Origin of the sequence: Microcoleus sp. AR_TQ3_B6 (genome assembly GCF_036702785.1) — a bacterium.
Taxonomy (GTDB): Bacteria; Cyanobacteriota; Cyanobacteriia; order Cyanobacteriales; family Microcoleaceae; genus Microcoleus.
In genome coordinates this window covers 30,903-55,350 of sequence record NZ_JAUBVJ010000026.1, presented here as the reverse complement: position 1 = coordinate 55,350, position 24,448 = coordinate 30,903, and the positions used below count along the sequence as shown (strand labels likewise).

Genomic DNA, 24,448 nt, shown 5'->3' with positions numbered 1-24,448 from the left:
CCAGGGTTTTTGACCAAGAATTTCAAAGGTGGTACCCGCCACGTGATTTATCCGTGGAATCAATCCCAAATCTAAAATCTAAAATCCTCAAGAAAGAGCATTTATCCGTGGGGTCAATCTAAAATCTAAAATCTAAAATCCTCAAGAAAGAGCATTTATCCGTGGGGTCAATCTAAAATCTAAAATCTAAAATCTAAAATCGATTGACCCCTGCGTACATCCAGGACTGTTAAAGCTGAGCGCGATACTTCTTAGGAGTCAAACCGACGATTTTGCAGAAGGTCTTACTAAAGTGACTTTGGTCGTGAAACCCGACTTGCTGCGAGATATAAGTTAGTGATAAATCTTGGGTTTTCAACAACTGTTTGGCTTTTTCTATCCGGCATTGGATCACGTACTGATGGGCCGTGACTCCAATTGATTGTTTGAACAAACGACTGAAATAATAAGGGCTCATCTGCACTAAATTAGCAAGTTCAGCTAAGTACAAATCTCGCTGTATGTAGTCATTAATGTAGTTAACAACTATCTCTAATTTCCGAGGATCCAGACCTTTTTCAAAATTTACTAAATTCAGTTTCTGTACACAATAGCGGTGCCGTATATGAACTGAAAGCGCGTTTTTCAGTGCATCGACATACAGAGTACCGTTTAATCCACCTGATTCGAGTTCGGTTTTGAGGGCCCAAGCAATTCCGATAATCAACGGATCCTGGGTTTGCCCGTGCGGTATAATTTCAATCTGATTTGAATTTGTCGATTCGTACACTGTATTGTCGAAGTCGGTAGGTTCAAGAGCGATCGCAATAAATTCATGGTCTTCGACTGCATAGGGGTGGTAATCAGTACCAGCAGCAATGAAAATCTGTCCATTTTGTTTGCCACCGTTCGCTACCGTAGTGTTTCCCGTTCAGTATTGCTCCTGGGATAGTTGAAGAGAGTATCATGCCAATGCTGTGCGGTTGCAGAGAGTGTTCGGGACATTCGTTTGGCGGCTGATGGTGATATTCGACCTGAATTCCCTCCCAGTTTGCCCCGTGACTTGACAGGATTGCGGGATGGGGGAGAATCGATTTCATAGCGTCTGTCTGGGCAAAATCAAGAATTAATGCTTTCTCTAGGCACATAGCTTGCACCTGGGACAGTTGCTATTATTCTATAGGTCAGAAGTTCCCGCAGTTATACAAAAGATACCTAGGGCTTAGGCTACATATTGCCTGTCTGTTTGTCAAGCTTTCGCAATAAAAATTAATGGAATTTGACCCGAGGGCGGTGTAGAGTCGATCGATCGTCGGCACTTTGATACCAGCCGTTGTGCCTACAATTAATTACTGATAATTCTTAACTTTTAAAGCGATAAATCTAAAATCCAAAATCCAAAATCCAAAATCCAAAATCCAAAATCCAAAATCTAAAATCTAAAATCTAAAATCATATCATGTCCGATCGATTGACCATAATATCCCGGCCGGGCGGGTTTTTGAGATGGGAGATTGTTGGCAGATATTGTTGGTGAACGCGCCCCTACCTGAGGTCGGGTAATCGACCGGACATGATATAGCAATCCTCGCATCAGTTTCAATAACTGGTTAACTTCCAGGCAGAGCCTCTTAACCGATGTAAGCGAGGAAGAGCCTCGGCCCAGAAAATGGAGGCTCTTCCTCCGGATATGCGTTACCAGGCTCTTCCTGGTAACGAGTATAATCATTTAGGATTGCTATATCAAAAATCAAAAATCACCAATCACCAATCAAAAATCAAAAATCAAAAATCCCCAATCTAAAATCTAAAATCTAAAATCTAAAATCAATTGACGCCCGCTAAAGTTTCCCACCAGTACGAAAGCACTTTACAGGAAACCCGCAGGCGTCAAAATCAAGCAAGCTTAAATCTTAGAAAAGACCAAGCGTGAAAGATTTGTCGATGGGGAAAATAGCACCAATACCCAACCAGAGAGTTACTGCAGTTCCCAAGAGGAAAACAGTAGTAGCAACAGGGCGGCGGAACGGATTTTGAAACTTGTTAACGCTCTCGATGAACGGAATCAAAATCAAGCCAAGGGGAACAGCAGCCATGCAAGCAATACCCAACAATTTGTTAGGCAAAACGCGCAGGAGTTGGAAAACAGGCCACAAATACCATTCCGGCAGAATTTCCAGCGGAGTAGCAAAAGGATTAGCAGGTTCCCCAACCAAAGCCGGGTCTAGTACCGCCAAACCCACGCACAGAGAAATCGTTCCCATGATGACTATAGGGAAAACATAGAGCAAGTCATTAGGCCAAGCTGGTTCGCCGTAATAGTTGTGACCCATGCCCTTAGCGAGCTTAGCGCGGAGGTCTGGATCGCTCAAATCTGGTTTTTTGAGAATAGACATAGTAAGAGTGTTCTCCTTTTAGTTTTAGCCGGGCCTGGGATTCCGCTGTATTCGTCAGTCTGAATCAGCGGTGCGATCGCAGGAAGTATTGGCCGTAAATAAATATCTTGACATCCTCACCGACTATCAGGTGCGGTGATTCCTAAACCTCACAATTTAGGTTTCTGCTTCGAAGGCAACTGCCTCCACCCTCAAGGAGTATTGGTCTTACGTTCGCTCCACAGACTATCCCCGCAAGCCCTGCGGTTCTTATGTGTCGAAAACCCCAAAAGGAATTCTTATGTATTGTTTTGATTCTAGGGATGTTTGCCATTGCCCTATCCTCTTTTCCCGGTCTACCGATTTGTCTGCGCCGCCAGTCAAACTGGACTTCGCCCGCCCGAGCTGTCTGAATCCATCGACGGACAGTGGGTCAGTGACCATCTAGATACTAATACAAAGCGGTCCTAGAAGGACGGGGTTTCGTGCCCAATTTTTTGATGAGTGATGAATTCTGAATTTTCAACTCACAATTCAGCGGGGGGGCAAAAAAAATACCGCCCCCACAACTCCAAACTTACAACGGGCCAGAGATACCTTGCTTGCGAATCATCAAGAAGTGAGCCAGCATGAACACTACAATCAGCCAAGGCAACACAAATGTGTGCAAGCTGTAGTAGCGAGTCAAAGTGCCTTGACCGACGCTGACACCGCCGCGCAGCAGTTCAACCATCAAAGATCCTACAAACGGGATGGCTTCGGGGACACCGGAAACGATTTTAACCGCCCAGTAACCGATTTGATCCCAAGGCAGCGAATAGCCGGTCACGCCGAAAGAAACAGTGATGACTGCCAAGATTACTCCTGTCACCCAGGTTAACTCGCGGGGCTTTTTGAAGCCGCCGGTCAGGTACACCCGGAAGGTGTGCAAAATCATCATCAGTACCATCATGCTGGCAGACCAGCGGTGGATGGAGCGGATCAGCCAGCCGAAGTTGACTTCATTCATCAGGTATTGCACTGAAGAAAAAGCTTCTGCTACCGTCGGGCGGTAATAGAAAGTCATGGCGAAGCCGGTGGCAAACTGGATCAGAAAGCAAACTAAAGTAATTCCGCCCAAGCAGTAGAAAATATTGACGTGCGGGGGTACGTACTTAGTAGTGATGTCATCGGCTAGCGCCTGGATTTCCAGGCGTTCCTCAAACCACTGGTAGGTTTTTGAGTCGGTGATTTGTTTAGAAAACATGGAGCCAGAATTCCTAAAAGAATATTGCTGTGGTTGAGGTTCAGGGCAGCAGCCACAAGGTTTTTTGTCGCCCCGCGCCGAGCAGCTTGCTTTTACTAGCAAATGCCTGAGGCTATTTTTTAAATTTGGAGCTGACGAAAGGAAATCTATGGTGCGATCGCCGGAAAGCACTGGGAAACTAAGCGGTCGCTTGTCCCTACTCGCTGGCGTTGCCCGATCGAATTCCAGACTGTGATAAAAAATGTAACATAATTGCTGTGCAAATTTCACGGGAGCGATGCTTTTGCCGAGTCTCAAATACCCTTTTCTGCAAGCTCAACATCCGCCCCAAGCTGGCATACAGCCAAGACCTGATCCCAAGACCAAAGTCCGAGCCTGCCACCGGGTCCCTGGGGCGTAAATTTTAATATTTATGATAAAACTTCACTTATTTGGCGATCGAGTGTTAAATTTAACTACTTTTTTGTTCGCGGCGGACGTTTTACGAAGGCCGAAGGCCTAGGGAAGAGTTAAATGCCCAAAAGCTGAAAAACCTACAAACTTAAAATACAGGAGATGCAATACTTGCCTATCTTTTACAGAAAAATCATGCACAGACGAGTTTTCCAGATTGCTATTTTACTTTTTCTCCAAGTCGCCCTGGTTCTAGGCCCGTGGGCCGGGCCTGCGGCGGCCCTAACTCCAGAACAGCAGCTTTTGAGTGAAGCTTGGCGAATTGTCAATCGCTCTTATGTGGACGACAAATTCAACAATCACAATTGGTGGTCGATTCGCGAAAAAGCTGTCAAGCAACCGCTCAAAGACAGAGAGCAGACTTACACCGCGATCCAGGGGATGCTGGCGAATCTCGACGACCCCTTCACTCGACTGCTGAAACCGGAACAGTACCGCAGTTTGCAGGTCAACACTTCGGGAGAATTGACGGGAGTGGGGCTGCAAATTGCGATCGACCCCCAGACAAATACCCTGACAGTGGTGGCTCCGATTGCCGGCTCACCGGCGGATAAAGCTGGCATCCAACCCCTCGATCGCATCCTGAAAATTGATGGCACTCCTACCTCAGAATTGACCCTAGACGAAGCAGCAACTCGAATGCGCGGTCGCCTCGGCACTCCCGTTACCTTGACCTTGGGGCGCGAGGGAAGGGACGCTGCTGAGGAAATTGAGCTAGTGCGCGATCGCATTGCTCTGAATCCGGTTTACGCCGAATTGCAGTCGCCGGAGAATTTATCGGTGGGCTACATTCGTCTGAGTCAATTCAGCGCTAACGCCACTGAGGAAGTCGCCCGCGCGATCGACCGCTTGGAACAACTTGGAGCCGCCGCCTACATTCTCGATTTGCGGAACAATCCGGGGGGACTGTTGCAAGCAGGGATTGAAATTGCCCGCCTCTGGCTCGATTCCGGGACGATCGTCTACACGGTGAACCGACAAGGCATTCTCGGCAGTTTTGAAGCCTCGGGAGAAGCCTTGACACGCGATCCGCTGATTGTTTTGGTGAACAAGGGAACGGCCAGCGCTAGCGAAATTTTGGCGGGTGCGCTGCAAGATAACGGCAGAGCTCAACTGGTAGGAGAAAAGACTTTTGGCAAAGGGCTGATTCAGTCGCTGTTTGATTTGTCTGACGGTTCCGGGTTAGCCGTGACTGTTGCTAAGTACGAGACACCGAACCATAAAGATATTAACAAGCTGGGCATTGCGCCCGATCTGGTAGTGCCTTTGGAACCGATAGGGCGCGATCGAATCGGCACCGGAGCAGACTTGCAATATCAAGCTGCACTGCAACTACTCAAAGAAAAAACCGTGCTGGCAAAGTCAGTATAAGCCGGAGTTTGAAGTTTTGAGCTGGCTTCCAGGCGTCAATACACAGGTCTTTGTCTGTCTCTGGGTTTCGCTGGCAATCACAGACCAGAACGATCGTGACATACTCCTACATTAAGCTGAGTACAGCTATAATGTAGGCTTCTTTGTAGCCCGATGAAGGGTATACAAAATTTCCTTCGCGGTACTTTCATCCATAGTTCCTACTACAGAAAGCTTCCCGCCGGGCGCGTTTTATACTGGGGAAAATGTCCAACCCCAGTCTTTTTAGGTTAATCGCAGCATTAATATCGCGGTCAACCGTCAAAGATTCCCACTCGTCCCAATAGTCTCTGATAGTGCAATCGGTGAAAATTATTTCATCTCGATAACTGAGAACCATTGAGGTATAAGCAGGATTTTTAGAAATGACAACTGCTCCAGCTTTTGAGGCTATGTAGTCCAGTGTCTTGAAAAAGTTGCCAAACGCAGCATCAGACCAAGACTTATTCAGTCCTGATTTTGCTGATTGACCATTCGGGAGAAAAGTCCCATCATCAGACTGTTTTGCTTTGTTGCGTCGAGTCAACCCTTTCAGATTTAAGTCTTCATGAAACAAGACTTTTTTCCCAGTCCTCACTAGCTTGTGCGCCGTTTTGTACTGAAAATCTTTCCGAGACCTAGCGATTCGTTGGTCCTGCCTTGCTTCACGTTTTGCTAGTTTGCGACGAGACTTAGAGCCGCGTTTCCGTTTGTTCCGCTTAGCTGAGATCCGATTTAGTTTGGCTTGATTTTTGCGCAGTGGCTTGAGGGAGGACAGTTTTTCACCCTCTGATGTTGCCAAGTACACGTCTTCATGTAAAACGGCATCCATGCCCAACGAATTATCCCAAGTTGGAACAATTGTGTCCTGACTTTGAGTTGGCAGATTCACGTCTTCTAGGACAAATTGAATGAACCAACCATCAGCCTTTTTGGTGACACTGACTTGCTTGACAGCAAATCCACTTGGGATAGGACGGTGCATTCTGACCTTGACAACTCCCAATTTGGGAAGTCGCAAATATAGCCAGTTATTGCGAATTAGCTTGATCCAGCTATCGTTGGCTGTAGCAAAAGTCACAGTTCTCAAGCTAGCTTCAGACTTAAACCGTGGCTTGCCCGATTTACCACCATTGCTGTCGCCAACAATGAATCGCTCAAATGCCTTGTCAACACGCTTTGATACGTCTTGCAGAATTGTCGAGTCAACCCCTGAAAAGTCAAGCAATTCACCACTATGAAATACTTTCACCAAATCTTTTTTGATAATTGGTAGTTGTTTCTTCTGAGTATAATAGTTGGGCTTTTCTCGGACAGGGGCAATGCTGCTAACTAGCGGGCAAGCATTTACGCTTGCTCTGTTCATCGACCACCAGTCAAACCTCTCTCCCAACTAGCGATTATACCAATAACGGCAAATCCTCAGCCACTCATTTAGCGCGAGCTTCTGATTAGTGTCGGGATAGAATTGGTACTGATACGTCGTTGGCACGATTGTTGTGGGGTTTTAGCTTTACTTAGTGTTGTCATAGCATCGGTAAATATTCAGTGTCAATGCCGTGAGCAAAGATTTTATCCATAAGGCAAGGGGAGTTTCAAGTCTCAAATGTCACTTGGTGTTGACCACCAAGTATCGGCGCCAGGTATTGACAGACCCAATGCTGACAAGACTTGAGTCGATATTTAGGGATTTAATGGAAAAATGGGAGGGAAGGCTGGTAGAATTCAACGGGGAGAGCGACCACGTTCATCTGCTGTTGCAGTACAACCCGCAGACGGAACCAAGTAAATTGATCGACAACTTAAAAACTGTTTCTAGTCGGTACTTGAGAAAAGAGTTCGCTACTGAAATTAACCAAGTTTATGGGAAAGAAGTGTTTTGGACAAATGGCTATTTCATCGCTTCTTGTGGTGGCGTGACTGTTGAACAATTGAAAAAATACATCGACGAGCAAGATAGACCTGCCGAATAAAGAGACTTATTGTGCTTTGATGTCGTCATCCACCCGCTCACTGCTCAAAGCTATGCTTGTGAGGTTATGAACGGGTGGAATCCGCAGCGAAACGCGCATTTGATCCCACACTAATCGAAGCGATATAGTGTGGGGATTCCCGTCTGTTTAGCTAAAAACTCTTTAACTCAAAAGTCCGATGGCGTCCGACAGATTCATCTGTAATTGTTCGCTGTGCGAAGCAATGACATACAAGAATGATGCTATCGGACGCGATATCAAAACCCAAAACTGCCATTCCCTTAAGGTTGCGGGGTTGATTCCTCGGCTTCGGGTACCTCGGGTTCCTGCAAAATCACCGGACGCTGCTGGGGGTCAGAGCGATTGCTTTGCTCTTGCATCACAGTTTTAGCAAGGCTGGGGTCAAAGTAGCGGTTAAAGTTCGATCGCGACTGATTTACTCGCCCTTGGGTTAGATTGACTTCAGCTTGGATTTCGTGCAATTTTTCTTGCACGGCCCGGTAGTGAGGCCAAAGCTGAATCAAAGCAGAAGTGGCACAGACTGAAAGTACGATGTTGACTGCTAACTTGACTCCTGTTTCGGCGCCGAGGGTTTTGTGAGGGTAGGAACGCTGGCGGCGGCTGCTGCCTGGAGCAACCCGAGGAGAGTTTTTTACACGTCGCAGTGGAGTAAGGGTGGGTTGAATCGCTTGCATAATTTTTTTTCAAATACCTGAGACTGAGGTTTTAGAGCTCAAAAGAGCAAATTCTGAGCTTAACGCACACCCGCCCCGGTTTGTCAGGGTGCCGAGAGCCAAAATTTTTGAGATTGAGTGACATCCTCGTTGATAAGCTGAAGCTAACCTCAACTTTCGTCGGTGATATCGGTTACTACTCGGATGGCGCCGCCTGACGCGACCTTGGTGCGGCGTTGCTGATGCGCGAACCTCAAAGCTTTGGGTTCGGCCATGACCTTGAATTTCAAAGGTGGTACCCGCCACGTGATTTATCCGTGGAATCAACCCCAAATCGATTTTCGAAAATCCTCAAGCCCCCGCATTTATCCGTGGGGTCAATCTAAAATCTAAAATCTAAAATCTAAAATCGACTGACCAGACCACAGGAATGGGTAGCCAACTGTTTAACTCCTTCGTCCCCATTCCTCTATTAGCAACAAGCTTGGGCTGTGGCGGGGGCATTCTGGGGGGGGGCTAGGTGAGGGCTGAGGACAGAATTTCCCAATAAAAATGCCTGCCCTTGCAGTCTCGTCTTGCTGAGTACAGACAATTTACTCCACGCTCGGCAGCAATTGTCTGTAATGCGAGAGAGTTAACTACTCGGGCAGGCGAGCGGTTTGCGGCTGGTGCCTGGAAACTACTTGTACAGTTCAGTTGCCAGCCGGTAAGCCATGATTCCGGGAATCAAAGCAATTACGAGCGCTACGTAGACTTGGGTATCTGTTAAAGACATATTGGGAAAACTCCTTTTCGCGGGCACGAGCTTTCACCAATTTCAGACAAATTGGCGCTTTTGGGAATCATTTGTTACAACTTGAAATAAATTTGGTGGGTCCGGGGAGGAGTGTCCGACTGTGCGAGTGGGGGTGTGGGCGAGTCGGAGATGGGGAGAGTGTCCGAGTGTCCGAGTGGGAAAAATCCTGGTTCTTCCCTCTTCTTTGTACCCTCTTACCTCAACATCCATCGGTTATATCCGTTACATCCCAACCAAGCGAAGGAAGCGAATCCGTTGCCGAACTTTCTTCGTTCAGACCATCGGAGTAGTGCAGAATTACCGCATTAGGTTAAGATTTAACTGAAGGTGACACTAATTTGAGACAGAGCGGGTAATTTGCGCTGCGCTCGACCCTTGCCAATCTTAGGTGCACAAAATAGTTAATGGTAGATAAATTTCTCGAAGCTTCGCCCAATGTGGGACTTGACGGCTTTTTATTATTGTTGGTTTTGGTGGCTTTGGAGGCTGTACTTTCGGCTGATAACGCGATCGCCCTGGCGTCTATTTCTAAAGGTTTAGAAGATGCCAATGCACAGCAAAAGGCTCTCAACTTGGGTTTGATAATTGCTTTTGTACTGCGGATTTCACTAATTTTAACGGCTACTTGGGTGATCCAATACTGGCAGTTTGAACTGCTTGGTGCTCTCTACCTGCTGTGGCTTGTTTTCCAACATTTTACTTCAAATACAGACTCCGAAGGAGAAGATCAGGGGCCCAGATTTGCCTCGGTGTGGCAAGCAATTCCCATGATTGCTTTTACGGATTTAGCATTTTCCTTGGATAGCGTTACTACTGCGATCGCCGTTTCTGACAACACTTTTATCGTCGTAACCGGCGCTTCTATTGGAATTATTGCGCTGCGATTCATGGCCGGATTGTTCATCCGCTGGCTGGATGAGTTCGTTCACCTAGAAAGTGCTGGTTACATCACAGTTGGCTTCGTGGGATTGCGGTTGTTGGTGAAAGTAATTAATCCGGATTTAGTTCCTCCGCAATGGCTGCTAGTTTCCAGTATCGTGTTGATGTTTGTGTGGGGATTTTCTAAGCGCACTCCGGAGCCAGTCGAGATGGCAAAATCTCTAGAAAATGCTCTCAATCAGGCGGATTCAGAAGTGGCCGTGCCGGAATCGCAAGGACAGAAGTCCGAGATTTAACATACTTTCATCAGAATTAAATTAGCTTAAATGTGTTAAACCAACAAGATTGAAGGCTGGTTAAAACGTGCAAAAGCCTTTCATCCCGGTGACTTGAGCCCGGGGATGAAAGGCTTTTGCCGATCGACAACAGCAACAGAAACAGCGAGGGGCGGCATATTGGCGATTGCAGGCGATCGATTCAGATTTCAGGCTTGGTGGTGGCTGTATTTTTTGAGGGGAGGGAAACAGCGCGAGGGATGGGAAGGAGTTGCTGGCGATCGGGTTTCATCTATCGGGAAAAAATGTAACGTTCCCCATCACCCGGCGCAGATAACCTCTGCATCATCACCGATCACTTTTCGGCGGTGTGCATGGGCGTTGTTAGACCTTTCCTATATAACTCTATAATTTCACAAAGTACTGTTATTGATACATACCGAAATAACAGCAGCAACCATTACAAATTTTATTTTTCACCTGAATCTTTTCTGATTAACCAACGTGAGTTTCTTGAATTACCAATACGATAAACATATTTTGCCTCTTTTAGAAACTTACTTGTGTGACTACTGTTCTTGTGTTCCAGGAGAGTTGTTATCTCATCATTTGATGCCTCTTCAACTTCCATTAGATAATCGTATAATTGAACGTGTTTTGTTGAAGTTGGTGTCACAGAAAAAGTTTTTCTTATATCGAAAAATTCATTCCATGTAGGCTTTACTCTTATATAAATTCCCTCTTTACTTCCACAAAATTCAATTTGTTCTATTTTATCAACTGACTCCTTTAAAGCTCTCCAAGAATCTGTTGAAATGGAGCGAATTCTTTTCTGAGCTTCATTAACAGAGATTGATCCTTTCCTATACAGACTATTGATTAAAATTAAATCGATTAACCCATAAGCATCAGGATTATTTTGGACTAACACAAATATTCCTGGCAAAACTGATTCAGCTTGCATAGCAACTTCTACGCAATTAAAGGATGCTGCAAATTTCGGAAATTCTCTTCCATATATTAAAGAACCTAGACCCATTCTCTTAATACCCATTCCAGCCCTGTCAACAAGCTGAAACTGCATCATGAGCTTAGCCAAAGCTTTATTTCGATGCCTCGGCGGATGGATTACAATGTTTTCTGATGTAACTCCACCATAGAAGCTACCTGGATTAATAATAGTCATTTTGGCAGTATCAAAATCAACAGATATCATTCCAGCGATAGAATAATCTCTATGGACAATAGCATTAATAAAAGCTTCATGAAATGCCTGATCATCAAGAATTGGTGCATTATATTTTTTATCTTTAAATTTAATTTCTTGATTTATATTGCAGAGGTTAAAGTAGTCCTTAGCGAACTTTATAGACCTCCAGATACATTCTTCCCATACCTCATTTATCAAAAGTTTTTCTGAGCGGGTTTTGCAACTAAATCTATATTCATGAGCACCTAGCCATTGTCTAATAAAATTCCATTTACCCAGAAACAACAGACCAGCTTTTGTGAGAAAACCGTTATTTGTAGCCCCAATTGCCTCTAAAAAAGCACATTTATCGGGCCGAGATTCTACAGGATATTTTTTCCTACTACAATAATCTTCATAAGCTTCCTCCAACGCAACAGGCTCTAAGCAAGTATTCACATCTAACTCTAATAAATCTGCACTCCAATCATAATTTTGTAAATTTTTTGCTGCTTGCTCAATTTCATCAGGTTCCATAGGACGGCTTGATCTACCGTCTCTAATGCAAACCTTACCACTTGATGTAGTTATCAAAGAATCTCGTCGATGTGGAACATGAATAATTAAATAAAACTTACTTTCAAAATCTACATACTCAGCACATATCTCCAGAGATGGTTTTAGCTTACCTTTTAGACGCTGCTCAATTTCAATAACGTCTCCCTGTTCAAAACCAACAAGTTGACTGAGCCAATTTTGATTAGTTACATTAGAACTGTCTTTAATTCCAATAATGATAATTCCACCCCGAAAATTGGATAATGCTGAAACTTCTTCAGCTAAATCTTTAGCATTATTCAGTGCCTGAATATCCCTATATTGTTTAAATTCAATTTCTTCGCTCTCAATACTCTCACTTGGCGTTATTTTACAAGCCGCTATTATTTCTCTTATTGAGTCTTGGTCTTTGCTCCTCATAACTTTTGAATGCAGTATTCTCTGTAGATGTACGTCTAACTTAGAATTGTATCACAGATGCGGTAGAATACTTGCTCGTTTAATTGATTATCAAGTTGTAATTGAAGAAGATAACTTCGAGGAAGGTCTAAGCCAAGCGCTGATTGCAGCGGGTATAAAAGCAGAGGATATCGTGACTAGCCCCTTCCCTGACAACAGCGATAGACAGAAAACCTATCAGACAGTATAAGGAAGAGGGGGAGACTGGGAGATGGGAAGAGGGGGAGGATTTTTTTCCCAATTAGCAATTAGCAATTAGCCATTAGCCATTAGCTATGGCTTAGGCTTACCGACAAAGAAAGCTAAGGGAGAATTCTCACCACAAGATAACCGAACTTTAGAACCAATCGGAAAAACATTTCCTGTAGTTGTGAGTGCATATAACTTTTCGCCAGAAGGTGTTTTTAAACAATAACGATTTTCTCTGCCTAAAAATTGCCGATCGCAAATCACAACAGGCGAATCTTCATCTAAGTATAAACTCAAGTCTTCCTGCCGGATCATCAATTCTCCTTGAGTCGAACCATCACAGGGAACTTGTGAAGATGAATCTCGTTTAACAGCAAAACAACCTACTTCTGTTTCCCAAAAATCCTGCTTCAGCGATGCAGACACAAAATTAGCTTGCGTCACAAACTCAGCCACAAATCGAGATGCTGGTTCTTGATAAACTTCCTCTGGAGTGCCAAACTGTTCTACTTGACCTTGACGCATCACCGCTACCCAATCTGAAATCGAAAGTGCTTCTTCGCGATCGTGGGTGACAAATACACCAGAGGTTCCCGTTGCTTTGAGAATCTCGCGGACTTCCTGACGCAATCTTAACCGTACTTGTACATCTAAATTACTCAACGGTTCATCTAGTAAAATAATCGCAGGTCTAGGGGCTAACGCACGGGCCAGGGCCACTCGCTGTTGCTGACCCCCCGATAATTCATGGGGATAACGTTTTTCTAATCCTTCTAATCCCACCAACGCTAATGCTTCTGCGACACCTTTCTGAATATTATGCTTTGACTCTTTTCCTTGATGCGTCAAGCCAAAAGCTACATTTTTCGCGACAGTCAAATGGGGGAATAGTGCATAGTCTTGAAACACCATACCAATGTCTCGCTGTTCCGGCGGCACTGACATATTAACACTCGCTACAGTTTTTCCTGCTAATGCGATCGTCCCTGCTTGTAGCTGTTCAAAACCCGCAATTAACCGCAGCAATGTTGTTTTCCCACAACCCGATGGCCCCAACAACCCCAGTATATCTCCTTGATGTAAAGTCAGGGTGACAGATGCCACCGCAGGTGATGCTGCTTGGGAATACTGTTTTGTTACACCATCCAAATGCAGAATTATAGGTCGAACCATTATTGCTATCAATAATCAACAACTTACTATTCTACAATAAACCAGTTTAATGAGATAATTTATCAAAAAGACTTGACAAATGTTTACACCTACTGATAAGCTAGCAGGCTAGACATTTTACTAGCGATGAAAAATTCCCAACAATCACTACAGGCAACAGGCATCAGGACCATCCAATGGCGATCGACCTTACGCGGTCTATTCGCCAGTGGGTGGACTGTAGCAATTATCGCTTTAGCATTGCCGATCGCCCTACCAGTTCTCAGTGTCTTATCCAGTATCTTTGTTGAAGCTAAAGATACATGGCAACATTTAACTGATACCGTTTTAATCCGTTATATTCTCAACTCTTTATGGTTAACGATCGGTGTCGGCTGTGGTGTTGTCCTGATTGGCGTAGGATGTGCGTGGCTAGTAACAATGTGTCGCTTTCGGGCCAGCCGCGTATTTGAATGGGCATTACTTTTACCCTTAGCGGCCCCAGCTTATGTGCTAGCTTATACTTATACAGACTTTTTAGAATTTTCCGGTCCAGTTCAAACTGCTTTGCGTGATATTTTTGGCTGGAGTTATGGAGACTATTGGTTTCCTAACGTGCGATCGCTCCCGGGAGCAATCTTAATGCTAATCTTAGTTTTATATCCCTACGTCTACCTATTAACAAGAGTTGCATTTTTGGAGCAATCCACTTGTACCCTAGAAGCTAGTAGAATACTGGGCTGTAGTCCTTGGCAAAGTTTTATTACAGTTGCCTTACCAATGGCAAGACCCGCAATTGTTGCAGGTTTAGCACTGGCTTTGATGGAAACTCTCAACGATTATGGCACTGTTCAGTATTTTGGAGTTGATACATTCACCACAGGTATTTATCGGACTTGGTTTGGCATGGGGGAACGAATTGCAGCAAATCAATTAGCTGCCATGCTATTATTATTTGTTCTGGGTTTAATTTTAGTAGAACGCTGGTCGCGCAGTCGCACTAAATATTATCAAGCTAGCAGTCGCTATCGCCAACTGCAAACTTATCAGCTTAAAGGAATTCGGGAGATTTTAGCGGTAATGGCTTGTTTCCTGCCGCTATTTTTGGGCTTTTTATTGCCAGCAGGTCTTTTATTCAAGTTGACATTAGCGAATTGGCAACAAACCTTAGATGAACGCTTTTGGATATTTGCCCGTCACAGTTTAATTTTGGCAACACTGACTGCAATTTTAGCCGTAGTTATTGCCTCGATCATGGCTTATGGCTTACGGTTATATCCTAATTTAGGAGTGCAGTTAGGAACTAGAGTTGCGGCAATGGGCTATGCTGTACCTGGTTCTGTCATTGCAGTGGGGATTATGGTTCCCATTGGAAAATTTGACAATCTATTGGATAGTTGGATGCGTGAAAAGTTGGGAATTTCTACGGGCTTGTTGTTAAGCGGTACGATCGCAGCTTTGGTATTTGCTTATATAGTTCGCTTCCTAGCTGTTTCTTTAAATGCCGTGGAGTCCAGTTTGAGCAAAATTAAGCCTAATTTAGATGATGCGGCGAGAAGTTTGGGTTATAGTCCGATGCAAACTTTAGTTACAGTTCATACACCAATGATGACCGGAGGTTTATTAACTGCTATGATGTTAGTATTTGTTGATGTGATGAAAGAGTTACCAGCTACTATAATTATTAGACCTTTTAACTTTGATACCTTGGCTGTGCGAACTTATCAACTTGCCTCAGATGAGCGATTGGCTGAAGCTTCTGGCCCAGCACTCGCAATTGTTTTAGTGGGGATGTTACCAGTTATTTTATTAAGTTGGAAAATTGCGCGATCGCGCCAGGTTTCAATACTATAACCCCCAAAGCTCTTTCCTGCTTGCAGAGCTGATTGATTCTTTTAAAGCTATAGTCCGACAGGGGTTGAAACCCCTGTCTCATAGCGAAAGTCGTCTGAAGACGACTATACAGCTAGGATTTCAGTCGGTTTCAACCGACTTTAGCTATTAGACAGGGAATTTATTCCCTGGCGGGTTTCAGGAGAATGTATCAACCCTTCTTCCCTCTTCCTTTTTCCTTCATAAATCTAGATGATTAATAAAAACTTAGCAATGTTTACCCGCACTACGGGCACAATTTCTTTCTTACTACTTACTATTTTTGTCACCTTTGGATGCCAAAAACAGGCGGCTAGTCCCCTCGAAACATTACAAAAAACTAAGCAATGTCCAGAATGCGATCTGACTAATACCAAGTTAAGTGACATGGATTTAACCAGCGCTAATCTCAATGGTGCTAAGTTGGAAGGTTCTGTGTTAGAAAATGTCAAACTTAATGAAGCCTTACTCGATAGCGTCAATCTCAAAGGTGCAAATTTAAAAGGTGCTTCTCTGGAAAAAGCAGGTTTATCTGCCGCCGATCTCACAAATGCTGATTTGAGTAATGCAAATCTCAAGGGGGCTTTTTTGCGAGGGGCAAAACTGAATAATGCCAATCTTAGTAATGCGGATTTAAGTGAAACTGACTTAAATAGTGCTGATTTGACAGGGGCAAACCTGAAAGGGGCAAACCTGAAAGGGGCAATAATGCCGGATGGTACAATGAAAAATTAAAGAAGTTATACCAATTTAATGTGAAGTTATATCATGTCCAGTCGATTACCCGACCTCAGGTAGGGGCCCGTGAGCCAACAATATCTGCCAACAATCTCCAATCTCAAAAACCCGCCCGGCCGGGATATTATGGTCAATCGATCGGACATGATATTACACACTAATTAAACCTCCTTCTCTAGTCCCCCTTAGTAAGGGCGACTAGAGAAGGGGTACTTGATTCAGTTGATGATTACAGAGAAATGATATCAGGAGTCAGAATTCAGAATAATTCAGTATGAATTATTCTAAAATTTAAGTTCGGACTCCTGAATTCTTGTTCAAAACGTCTCTATTTCCATCCGGCGCGATCGGCAATTTTTAAAGCTTCGGCGTTATTTTTCCCAAACACATCAGGGTTAAGAGGGTCAGATTTGAATGTACCAAAACTGGCAACTGCAGGATCGATCGCCACACCTGACATCACAGGGTATTCGTAATTACTCCTAGCAAAAATTTGTTGAGATTCCTTAGTGGCTAGGTGTTCTAAGAATTTGATCGCCGCTGCTTTGTTACGGGAGGTTTTGACTACACCGGCACCACTAATATTGACGTGGGTACCGCGATCGCGCTGGTTGGGGAAAAATACACCTACTTTCGCCGCGATCGCCTGTTCTTTTGGATCTTTCGATTTCATTAAGCGAGCTACATAATAGGTATTAACAAGGGCAATATCGCCTACCCCATCAGCAACAGCCTTGATTTGCGCCGTATCATTTCCCTCTGGAGGACGTGCAAAATTAGCCACCAATCCTCGCGCCCAAGCTTCTGTTTTTTGAGCTCCATGAACCGCTAGCATAGCCCCAACAAGAGACTGATTGTAGACATTAGTGGACGATCGCACTAAAAGTTTGCCTTTCCACCGAGGTTCTGTCAGCGCTTCATAGGTTGACAATTGGGCAGGGTTCACCTTGCTTTTGTTATAAACAATCACCCGTGCCCTGCGCGATAAGCCAAACCAGAAACCTTGAGGATCTCGCAAACTTGCTGGAATTGCCGATGTCAGAACTTTTGAAGACACAGGTTGTAGGATACCTGCTTGTTTCGCCCGCCACAAACGCCCGCCATCAACGGTGACGAAAACATCAGCGGGGCTATTTGCACCTTCACTTTTGATCCGTTCAATTAGTTGGTCAGCATCCGCTTCAACAAGATTAACCTTGATGCCAGTTTTTTTGGTGAAGCTTTGGTACAACTGATTATCAGTGTCGTAGTGACGTGCTGAATAAAGGTTGAGGGTGCCCGTTTGGGCTAGGACTGGGGCTTTTTTGCTGAGTTCCCCCACTGCGACGACAGCCATTGCTGTACCGCTGGCAAGAAAAATACGCCGAGAAATGCTCATTGTTCTATAATGATAGATTTTTTCATCTGGTAATTGACACGATGGTGCATCCACAGCCATCTCTAGTCATTGCTCTACTATATTAATGCAAATTATTCTTATTTATTTATAAATATCGTAACTATTTTAGGGCTGACGCACTGGTGGTCAATCGATTTTAGATTTTAGATTTTAGATTTTAGATTGACTTGCGCGAGATAAATGCTCTTTCTTGAGGATTTTCGAAAAGGGATTGATTCCACGGATAAATCACGTGGCGGGTACCACCTTTGAAATTCTTGGTCAGAAACCGGGTTTTTTACGGCAATAGTTCGTGCAGCCCCCTGATTCGGTAAAAAAATTCGCTGATGAAGGTCTTGATGCGTGCAGGAGTGTATTTATGAAGTTACCAGCAATTGTTTTACGGTAAAATAGCGGACGATCGCTACTCGGATGGTGGAGGTACGATTTCGATACCGTACTTGGGAGCAGTAGTAAGAATTTTGTCAAGGTCTTCAGGACTCAAGGATGCTGCCAGGGTAATCTCACCATTCACGGCCTTTCCAACTTCGGCAATAAATTTCTCAAAGCCAGCAGGAGTCACCCAAACCAGAAGTTTAGCGGGTGTAGCGGTGGTATTCGTAAATCGGTGAAGCTGGCCTTTCGGTGAATGAAGGAAGGTTCCAGCCGTCGCAACGAAAGTACGATCGTCAAGCTGAAATTCAATCTCTCCGTCTTGAACATAAAATGATTCATTTTCTCGGGTGTGCCGATGGGTGGGCGCGCCGCCACCAGGTGCAACAATTACCTCACAAAGCGCATAGGCTTCCCCTGTTTCTTCACCAATTGCTTTGAAGGTATAGAGGTCTTGACCAAAGTAGTAAGAACGACCTTGACCGGGTTCAATAAAAAGTCCGTTTTGATGAATTGTCATTTGTTAATTCCTAAAGCGAAGTGTTAGCTGGCTGGCGATGGCTTTTTGTGGAACATTGTTCACGAAGTCAGAACCTTCTCAATTCGCCGATCGGGGATCAGCCACATGATTGCAACTAAAACATACAGCATGAAAGCCAACCATGAGTTGACAAAGGAAAGCAGGATTGCTACGGCATAAATCACTACTGATACTTTACCCTTCAAGTCTCGCCCAAGTGCAATTGCCAGAGTGGAATCTTTACCGTGGTGAGAAATAAGAACACGAGTAAGAATGAAGTAAGCGATCGCAGCCAACAACAGCACTGTACCATAAAGCGCAACTGGCCAGGCCGCGAAGTGGTTCTCGCCTGTCCAGCCAGTGACAAAGGGAATGAGTGACAACCAGAACAGCAGATGCAAATTAGCCCACAACACATTACCATTGACCTGCCGAGTCGCTTGTAACAAGTGATGGTGGTTGTTCCAGTAGATACCAAGATAAATAAAACTGAGTACATAGCTCAGAAATACTGGAACTAGCGGACGCAGCGCAGCTAAATCAGCTTCATGGGGCACTTTCAATTCCAGCACCATAATGGTGATGAGAATGGCGATTACACCATCGCTGAATGCTTCTAACCTGCCTTTACTCATTTTTGTACGTCCTCCTTTTTTGCTGGCGCGGGCGATCGCTCCTAATTCCCAAAATAACTTAGCATAAGGTCGGTGGCAGTGATGTGTGATACCGATCGGCGATCGCTGGCACTTACCCACAAAGCTAACGATTTTGCTTGCCTAATCTCGGCTGAAAACAGATAACCTTAACGGACTTTTCGCCGATATGTTTAAGCAGTCGATCCGTACGACTTCTTATATATACCCGATCGCGCAACGGGTAAAACGGGAGAAGCAGTTGTTGAAATAAAAAGAGCGATCGATTAAGGAAGCGCGATCGCAGTTATTTGACATAGATAGTTTGAGCTGTAGAGAGAATTTCAAAGGCGGCGAATCCAGTTGGAACTGCGCTCGATCGCCCGTTTACTGATTAGATCGACTCGTCTGCTTAGCACTGCTTCGAGTTCTTCCTGCATTTGGGCGCGATCGAGTAGACCCCAGTTGGCCGTGGGGGCAAAAGCAACTAGGATATCGATGTCGCTGTCTGCATGAAAGTCGTCACGAAGGATCGAACCAAAGAGGGAGAGTTCGATGATTTGCCACTGTTGGCAGAATTTGGTGATTTGCTCAATTGGCAGGGCGAGATCGGTTTTCATTCAGCCTCCTCAGGCTTTTAGCAAAATCTTTATCGCTTCGTAAATAATCCCATATTCATCGCAGAGCGTAAATAGTCTGTGCCATAAATAAGCTTACAAGATTTTGGCATCTTCTAGATTGTGATGAAGCATATCTCGATATAAAGACTCTGCTACACCCTGATATGCTCGATCGAGATCGTGGTGTTTGACTACTCGAAAAAGAGTAAAAATAACTCGCCCAAAAATTGGATCTTCGTCAACTGTCCAAATTACCCTTATGGTTCGAGAAAGCGTTAGTGTGTACAGTGAAGATTCATAAGCATTAATATTTGACGGTAGGCGAAGACGGCGCAGCTTACGATAGACATCAGCTTTTTGAGTTGGGAAGAGGCTGGCGCCATCGTTAATTTTTTTAATCCCTGCTGCTTTTTCACCTTCACTCAACTTAGCAATATCTTTCTCAAAGCCCCTTGTTGACTCAATTAAAATATCCACGTTAGGCACCGCGTTAATTTCATCTCTGAGCTTTTTCATAGCTTTTTTCCTGATCTTCCTACCTACGTGCAACTAAGCCAAAGGCTGTCAATCCGTCCGGTGCATCCGTTTGTTAGACGAAAGGCTCAGATATAGCATTTTCTAAACACCTATATCCACTATCTCATCCGTTCCGGATTGCATTTCATTCTCATAATTCTATCAGGGTACTCACTGACTTTTACCCCCTGGTGTTTGTCTGACCTTGAGAATCCGATCATCGCATTCCAGGATAGTCAATGTATACGATGAAACGGATTTATTTAGAAATTGAACTTTTACCTTATTTTGGTTCTGAATACTCCATCGACCAGGAACTGCTAAGCTTCTATCCGTGGGACTAATCTGGTAGCGAATAAATTCTCCGTTCTTGCGGAATTCCAGTCCTTCCCGACCGCGCGCGGGTGGAAACGGGTAGTTCTTGGGACGATACACAAGGATGTCTGCCCGATCTTCTTCGCGAGAATGTGTCCATCGTCTAAAAATTTGGCTTGGTAAAGTCTTGGGGGCTACCTGAACCATAGTGGGTGGAGTAATGCTGGCATTATGTTCAACTTGTGAAGAAGCAGACATAGGGTGGAGTAATGAAATTATGATGCTCAAAATATATAAGCCAATTAAAGACGATAGGGATCGCAACCGTCGTTTATTCATTAAACGAGTCAATTTTGCTATGAATCTCCAGATGTCCATGATTTTGCTAAACATTGCTATTGCTTTCCATTAGTTTTTGAAGAGGCTTATCCAGTAATTTAACAAAAGTTGCCATATTTTTGTTTCGATGCAATGCCTGAAGCTATCTTTCCTGTGTCAGGGACTTCCATCAGAATAATCAAACTAAGCCAGACTGGCAAACATCCGGCTTAGCTAACACAATCTCTGTTCGAGTAATGCCATTAGTGGGGTTCCCATTGGGATCGGTGGTTGCTAGGAAAAACTCGATTCCGGCATCTGCTGCCAATGACTCAAAAGCAGCCGGGAGTGAGACAATATCTGGGTTTTGCTTGGGAAAGTCGCGATTTAAAACATCAATCTGACTGCGAATTTGTGCTTCTGAAATGTTTTGTTCAGGAATGCTAAGGTTATGAACAATGTGAACAACCACAGGAATTACTGTGATGCCGGTTCTAGCTGCATCAATTCTGCGTTGTGCGTATTGCAGCGAGCGATTCTCAATTTGCCGTCGGTTTCTAGCATAGGTTAGATCAGTGGTTAAAAGTCGATATTCGTCAAGCAGCATTCGCAGGCTCAACTTGGACTCCTTTTATTTCCAATCGATAGCGTTCCTCGTCTGCTTCTAATTTTAAAATTTCTTGATGATTTTGACAGTAATGAATCGCCTCATAGATAGCAGACATAGGTAAATCCCAATTTTCGGCAGCTTGTTCGGGTGACATCTGATTAGCAGTCATGTCTCGCCAAATAGTCGATGCCAATAATTTACGTCCCTTAATGTAAAGTTGTTTGCGCCAAGCATGAGGACGTGCAATTAAATATTGCCAATTTTCGATTTCTGGTGTACTTTGCAGGGATTGAACGATCGCACCTAGCAGGGCAAGGCGATCGCTGACTGATAGTTGGCTGGCTTTTTCTTTAAGCTCTTGCAAGGACATACAAAAATACTCCAACACAGGTTGGTATTTGAATTCTAGTACATTGGAAGGCGATCGCGGTTATTTGAATACCGATAGTTTGAGCGGTAGAGAGAATTTCAGGAGGGCGAATCGGGTTGGAACTGCGATCGTTCGCCCGTTTACTGATTATATCGACTCGTCTACTTAGCAGTCCTTCGAGTTCTTCCTGGATTTGGGCGCGATCGAGTAGACCACAGTTGGCTGTGGGGGCAAAAGCAACTAGGATATCGATAGATCGAAGCAGCAAAACGCCTGGGAATCGATCGTCCTAAAATCACTGATTTGCTGCGTGGGAAACTATCTGAGTTTTCAATCGATCGCCTGTTCCGGTTCTTAAACGCGCTTGGTAGTGATGTGGAGATTCGGGCGATCGCAAAACCTGAATCTGATTCAGACGCTAACACAAGAGTGATTGCTATTTAGGCGCAATCGAGCCCAGACAGATTCGATTGCGGACATTGCCGTATTGATGAGATTCAACAGCCGCAACGATTCGCAGCACAGAGTTTCGGCTATTTATTTACGGGCATAACACCGAAAGCTTATAGAGCGAATTGAACAACCTGGCTTTTGTAAAGTACGCAGTATAGCGTTTATTCTTCTAGCAGTAGAGGTTCCAAGGCAATCAGCAGTGTTGGAATATCTTCATTTGAGGTTTTCCAGACTTCATCAAGGTCGATGTCATCATATCGATGAATCAAGTTGTCGCGCATTCTGGCAATGAGTGACCAAGGAATGTCCGAATGTTGCGATCGCAGTTCTGGAGAAAGGCGTTTCACCGCTTCACCGATAATCAGAAGTTGAAACACGATCGCAGACTGCGTTTTATCATCGACCAGAAACGCTATTTTGTCGATGTTACCTTTATATTGCAGGACTTTTTGAGCAGCCCTGGCAATGTCTAGCAAGGAAGCGCGATCGCGGCTATTTGACATAGATAGTTTGAGCGGTAGAGAGAATTTCTTGACGGCGAATCCAGTTGGAACTGCGCTCGATGGCTCGTTTACTGATTAGATCGACTGGTCTACTTAGCAGTGCTTCGAGTTCTTCCTGCATTTGGGCGTGATCGAGTAGACCCCAGTTGGCTGTGGGGGCAAAAGCAACTAGGATATCGATGTCGCTGTCTGCATGAAAGTCGTCACGAAGGATCGAACCAAAGAGGGAGAGTTCGATGATTTGCCACTGTTGGCAGAATTTGGTGATTTGGTCAATTGGCAGGGCGATCGCGGTTTTCATTCAGCCTCCTTACTTTACATCTTTTGAGATGTTTGGATCTTCCATTCATAATTCTTGATTTTTACAAATAACGTTGTTCCTGTTTACCGAACCTTAAGCTGTTGTGCATTTAAATTGTATGTTGCGGGCGGGATCTCCTGCCCACCCCACAAGAGTGAAAATTTATTTTACCATGCAATTTAAATGCGGATTCGCTTAACTTTTTTTGCCTTGGGAACTGAATAGACAGAATCTCTTTCAGTTCTTCCAATCGCAAGGAAGTTATTGCCTGAACATTCTTCAGGGAACCTGGACTGTTTAATAGAACGCAGGTTGATTTGAACATTTGTCTTTTCACTTGGTGCAAGCTTATTAAATTGGTGCAGACTAGACAAGCCCTCATAGCTAGGAAGTTGATGTGTAACTAGAAAGGCAAGCGGATAAAACTTGAGCAGATTAAAGAACCCAGCAGCCCCCAATCTACCTCTTACCGCTGGCATACCAAAATCTCTCAAAATCACCGTGTTTTCGTAAGGGTGAAGCCAGTAGAGAATATGAATGTCATCATGAATTGGCATCGAAGGATCTATTACGCAAGGTCGAATTAGCTCATCTATACGTACTTCATCCGTCTCAGTTTTAGCTGCAAGAAGATGTCCCAGCACCGAACGCATCACTGCATTGGGTTGGCACTCGATCTCAAAGGAATCTGGAAAACTTAAATTGCTTTCAACAAAACTATCAATTCTTTGGGAAATATCTACTAAAGCCGGATCGTATCTTGACCCTAGCAAATTGTTGCAATCAGAGCATATCGTTTTAAACGTCACGCCATTTTGATCTTGTCGAGGACGAAAAGACTTATCACCAATCATTTGATACAAAAGTTTAGAAGTCATCCTACTTTTAGCTGGGGGACAAGCTTGAGGTGGTACATGATCGATTGACAAAACTTTTTCCTGCTGACAGATATTACAAATACTGTCTCTTTTATGAAACTTCTCAGTAATCCTAAATTGTGGTTTTCTGCTGACTGTCATAGCTGCAATTAGATTTTTGGTAAATAGGGATTTATATCCCAAAACAAATCCCAAATTAGATTAAGTGTATTATACCACAAATGCGGTAGGATAATATGTCTAAGTGTCAACTACCCCAGACAAATTCTCTAGGTCTAACTCCACTCCCTCTTACTCGCCATCAGGCTCTCATATTCTTAACATTTATCAAGATTTAGATAGTCCGAAAAATCGAGTTCGCCCTTGTCTTGAAGAAGTTTCATCGGAACGACAGACCCTATCCATGCAACCGGACTCGATCGCACTTGCGTTAAACTAAGTCAGG

The 24,448-nt window shown here is 44.3% G+C and carries 28 protein-coding genes; 7 read left to right on the top strand and 21 right to left on the bottom strand.

All coding sequences use genetic code 11. The features are described from left to right. Window positions 1-229 precede the first annotated feature (229 nt). The 4 genes from QUB56_RS15025 to petB form a co-directional block, all read right to left on the bottom strand. The gene (locus QUB56_RS15025) at window positions 230-769 is read right to left on the bottom strand and encodes an AraC family transcriptional regulator (RefSeq protein WP_332956110.1); all 540 of its coding nucleotides are present in this window, start codon (window positions 767-769) and stop codon (window positions 230-232) included. A gap of 73 nt (window positions 770-842) precedes the next feature. After that, window positions 843-1,127: a hypothetical protein gene (locus tag QUB56_RS15020; RefSeq protein ID WP_332956108.1), complete on the bottom strand. Its 285-nt coding sequence runs from the start codon at window positions 1,125-1,127 to the stop codon at window positions 843-845. A gap of 765 nt (window positions 1,128-1,892) precedes the next feature. Further along, window positions 1,893-2,375, bottom strand: a complete 483-nt coding sequence (petD, locus tag QUB56_RS15015; protein WP_332956107.1) for a cytochrome b6-f complex subunit IV — start codon at window positions 2,373-2,375, stop codon at window positions 1,893-1,895. A 556-nt stretch (window positions 2,376-2,931) separates the two neighbouring features. Continuing rightward, window positions 2,932-3,600, bottom strand: a complete 669-nt coding sequence (gene petB / locus QUB56_RS15010) for a cytochrome b6 (RefSeq protein ID WP_172190423.1) — start codon at window positions 3,598-3,600, stop codon at window positions 2,932-2,934. Between the two features lie 588 nt (window positions 3,601-4,188). On the opposite strand from petB, the gene ctpA reads away from it, so the two are divergent. Further along, window positions 4,189-5,424 (top strand): carboxyl-terminal processing protease CtpA, encoded by a 1,236-nt coding sequence (gene ctpA, locus QUB56_RS15005; RefSeq protein WP_332956104.1) that lies wholly within the window; start codon window positions 4,189-4,191, stop codon window positions 5,422-5,424. A 187-nt stretch (window positions 5,425-5,611) separates the two neighbouring features. Here the strand turns inward: ctpA and QUB56_RS15000 are convergent, their stop codons facing one another. Together QUB56_RS15000 and QUB56_RS14995 are read right to left on the bottom strand one after the other, a co-directional pair. After that, window positions 5,612-6,808: a transposase gene (locus tag QUB56_RS15000; RefSeq protein ID WP_332956102.1), complete on the bottom strand. Its 1,197-nt coding sequence runs from the start codon at window positions 6,806-6,808 to the stop codon at window positions 5,612-5,614. 27 nt (window positions 6,809-6,835) lie between these two features. Beyond that, window positions 6,836-6,934 (bottom strand): helix-turn-helix domain-containing protein, encoded by a 99-nt coding sequence (locus tag QUB56_RS14995; protein WP_332956101.1) that lies wholly within the window; start codon window positions 6,932-6,934, stop codon window positions 6,836-6,838. A 67-nt stretch (window positions 6,935-7,001) separates the two neighbouring features. Here QUB56_RS14995 and tnpA point away from each other — a divergent pair, with 67 nt between their 5' ends. Next, complete coding sequence (gene tnpA / locus QUB56_RS14990) at window positions 7,002-7,415, top strand: IS200/IS605 family transposase (protein WP_332956100.1); 414 nt, start codon at window positions 7,002-7,004, stop codon at window positions 7,413-7,415. Window positions 7,416-7,696: 281 nt separating this feature from the next. Here tnpA and QUB56_RS14985 read toward each other — a convergent pair whose 3' ends face one another. Together QUB56_RS14985 and psaM are read right to left on the bottom strand one after the other, a co-directional pair. Then, window positions 7,697-8,110, bottom strand: coding sequence for a slr1601 family putative cell division protein (locus tag QUB56_RS14985; protein ID WP_332956099.1), 414 nt, complete (start codon window positions 8,108-8,110; stop codon window positions 7,697-7,699). Window positions 8,111-8,768: 658 nt separating this feature from the next. Next, a complete protein-coding gene (psaM, locus tag QUB56_RS14980; RefSeq protein ID WP_332956097.1) occupies window positions 8,769-8,864 on the bottom strand; it encodes a photosystem I reaction center subunit XII in 96 nt (31 codons plus the stop codon). Between the two features lie 425 nt (window positions 8,865-9,289). Here psaM and QUB56_RS14975 point away from each other — a divergent pair, with 425 nt between their 5' ends. Together QUB56_RS14975 and QUB56_RS14970 are read left to right on the top strand one after the other, a co-directional pair. Beyond that, window positions 9,290-10,060 carry a TerC family protein gene (locus tag QUB56_RS14975; RefSeq protein WP_332956096.1) on the top strand — a complete coding sequence of 257 codons (771 nt, stop codon included), beginning with the start codon at window positions 9,290-9,292 and terminating at the stop codon, window positions 10,058-10,060. A 116-nt stretch (window positions 10,061-10,176) separates the two neighbouring features. Further along, entirely contained in the window at window positions 10,177-10,350 is a 174-nt protein-coding gene (locus QUB56_RS14970; RefSeq protein ID WP_332956095.1) for a hypothetical protein, read from the top strand. Between the two features lie 158 nt (window positions 10,351-10,508). Here QUB56_RS14970 and QUB56_RS14965 read toward each other — a convergent pair whose 3' ends face one another. Together QUB56_RS14965 and QUB56_RS14960 are read right to left on the bottom strand one after the other, a co-directional pair. Continuing rightward, window positions 10,509-12,206 carry an RNA-binding domain-containing protein gene (locus tag QUB56_RS14965; protein WP_332956093.1) on the bottom strand — a complete coding sequence of 566 codons (1,698 nt, stop codon included), beginning with the start codon at window positions 12,204-12,206 and terminating at the stop codon, window positions 10,509-10,511. A gap of 312 nt (window positions 12,207-12,518) precedes the next feature. Further along, entirely contained in the window at window positions 12,519-13,607 is a 1,089-nt protein-coding gene (locus tag QUB56_RS14960; RefSeq protein WP_332956092.1) for an ABC transporter ATP-binding protein, read from the bottom strand. Window positions 13,608-13,733: 126 nt separating this feature from the next. Here QUB56_RS14960 and QUB56_RS14955 point away from each other — a divergent pair, with 126 nt between their 5' ends. Together QUB56_RS14955 and QUB56_RS14950 are read left to right on the top strand one after the other, a co-directional pair. Continuing rightward, window positions 13,734-15,440 carry an iron ABC transporter permease gene (locus tag QUB56_RS14955; RefSeq protein WP_332956091.1) on the top strand — a complete coding sequence of 569 codons (1,707 nt, stop codon included), beginning with the start codon at window positions 13,734-13,736 and terminating at the stop codon, window positions 15,438-15,440. Window positions 15,441-15,671: 231 nt separating this feature from the next. Further along, on the top strand, window positions 15,672-16,193 hold the full coding sequence (locus QUB56_RS14950; RefSeq protein WP_332956089.1) for a pentapeptide repeat-containing protein: 522 nt from the start codon (window positions 15,672-15,674) through the stop codon (window positions 16,191-16,193). 331 nt (window positions 16,194-16,524) lie between these two features. Here QUB56_RS14950 and QUB56_RS14945 read toward each other — a convergent pair whose 3' ends face one another. The 8 genes from QUB56_RS14945 to QUB56_RS14910 all read right to left on the bottom strand — a co-directional run bounded on the left by QUB56_RS14945 (window position 16,525) and on the right by QUB56_RS14910 (window position 22,136). Then, complete coding sequence (locus tag QUB56_RS14945) at window positions 16,525-17,574, bottom strand: Fe(3+) ABC transporter substrate-binding protein (protein WP_332956088.1); 1,050 nt, start codon at window positions 17,572-17,574, stop codon at window positions 16,525-16,527. Window positions 17,575-17,998: 424 nt separating this feature from the next. Beyond that, window positions 17,999-18,487, bottom strand: coding sequence for a cupin domain-containing protein (locus tag QUB56_RS14940; RefSeq protein WP_332956086.1), 489 nt, complete (start codon window positions 18,485-18,487; stop codon window positions 17,999-18,001). A gap of 59 nt (window positions 18,488-18,546) precedes the next feature. Next, the gene (locus tag QUB56_RS14935; RefSeq protein WP_332956085.1) at window positions 18,547-19,242 is read right to left on the bottom strand and encodes a TMEM175 family protein; all 696 of its coding nucleotides are present in this window, start codon (window positions 19,240-19,242) and stop codon (window positions 18,547-18,549) included. A gap of 221 nt (window positions 19,243-19,463) precedes the next feature. Then, window positions 19,464-19,739, bottom strand: coding sequence for a nucleotidyltransferase family protein (locus tag QUB56_RS14930; RefSeq protein ID WP_332956084.1), 276 nt, complete (start codon window positions 19,737-19,739; stop codon window positions 19,464-19,466). 93 nt (window positions 19,740-19,832) lie between these two features. Next, window positions 19,833-20,255 (bottom strand): hypothetical protein, encoded by a 423-nt coding sequence (locus QUB56_RS14925; protein WP_332956083.1) that lies wholly within the window; start codon window positions 20,253-20,255, stop codon window positions 19,833-19,835. 832 nt (window positions 20,256-21,087) lie between these two features. Next, a complete protein-coding gene (locus tag QUB56_RS14920; RefSeq protein ID WP_332956082.1) occupies window positions 21,088-21,507 on the bottom strand; it encodes a hypothetical protein in 420 nt (139 codons plus the stop codon). Further along, window positions 21,485-21,868, bottom strand: a complete 384-nt coding sequence (locus QUB56_RS14915; RefSeq protein WP_332956080.1) for a hypothetical protein — start codon at window positions 21,866-21,868, stop codon at window positions 21,485-21,487. Before QUB56_RS14915 ends, QUB56_RS14920 begins: the two co-directional genes overlap by 23 nt. Beyond that, entirely contained in the window at window positions 21,849-22,136 is a 288-nt protein-coding gene (locus QUB56_RS14910) for a hypothetical protein (RefSeq protein ID WP_332956078.1), read from the bottom strand. The genes QUB56_RS14915 and QUB56_RS14910 overlap by 20 nt, the downstream gene beginning before the upstream one ends. A gap of 35 nt (window positions 22,137-22,171) precedes the next feature. On the opposite strand from QUB56_RS14910, the gene QUB56_RS14905 reads away from it, so the two are divergent. Beyond that, complete coding sequence (locus QUB56_RS14905; RefSeq protein ID WP_332956076.1) at window positions 22,172-22,312, top strand: XRE family transcriptional regulator; 141 nt, start codon at window positions 22,172-22,174, stop codon at window positions 22,310-22,312. Between the two features lie 170 nt (window positions 22,313-22,482). On the opposite strand, the gene QUB56_RS14900 is transcribed toward QUB56_RS14905, so the two are convergent. From QUB56_RS14900 to QUB56_RS14890, 3 genes are all read right to left on the bottom strand, one after another. Next, window positions 22,483-22,824: a DUF86 domain-containing protein gene (locus QUB56_RS14900; RefSeq protein WP_332956074.1), complete on the bottom strand. Its 342-nt coding sequence runs from the start codon at window positions 22,822-22,824 to the stop codon at window positions 22,483-22,485. Next, the gene (locus QUB56_RS14895; protein WP_332956073.1) at window positions 22,814-23,125 is read right to left on the bottom strand and encodes a nucleotidyltransferase family protein; all 312 of its coding nucleotides are present in this window, start codon (window positions 23,123-23,125) and stop codon (window positions 22,814-22,816) included. The genes QUB56_RS14900 and QUB56_RS14895 overlap by 11 nt, the downstream gene beginning before the upstream one ends. Window positions 23,126-23,304: 179 nt before the next feature. Then, window positions 23,305-24,144 carry a hypothetical protein gene (locus QUB56_RS14890; protein WP_332956072.1) on the bottom strand — a complete coding sequence of 280 codons (840 nt, stop codon included), beginning with the start codon at window positions 24,142-24,144 and terminating at the stop codon, window positions 23,305-23,307. Window positions 24,145-24,448: the final 304 nt, after the last annotated feature.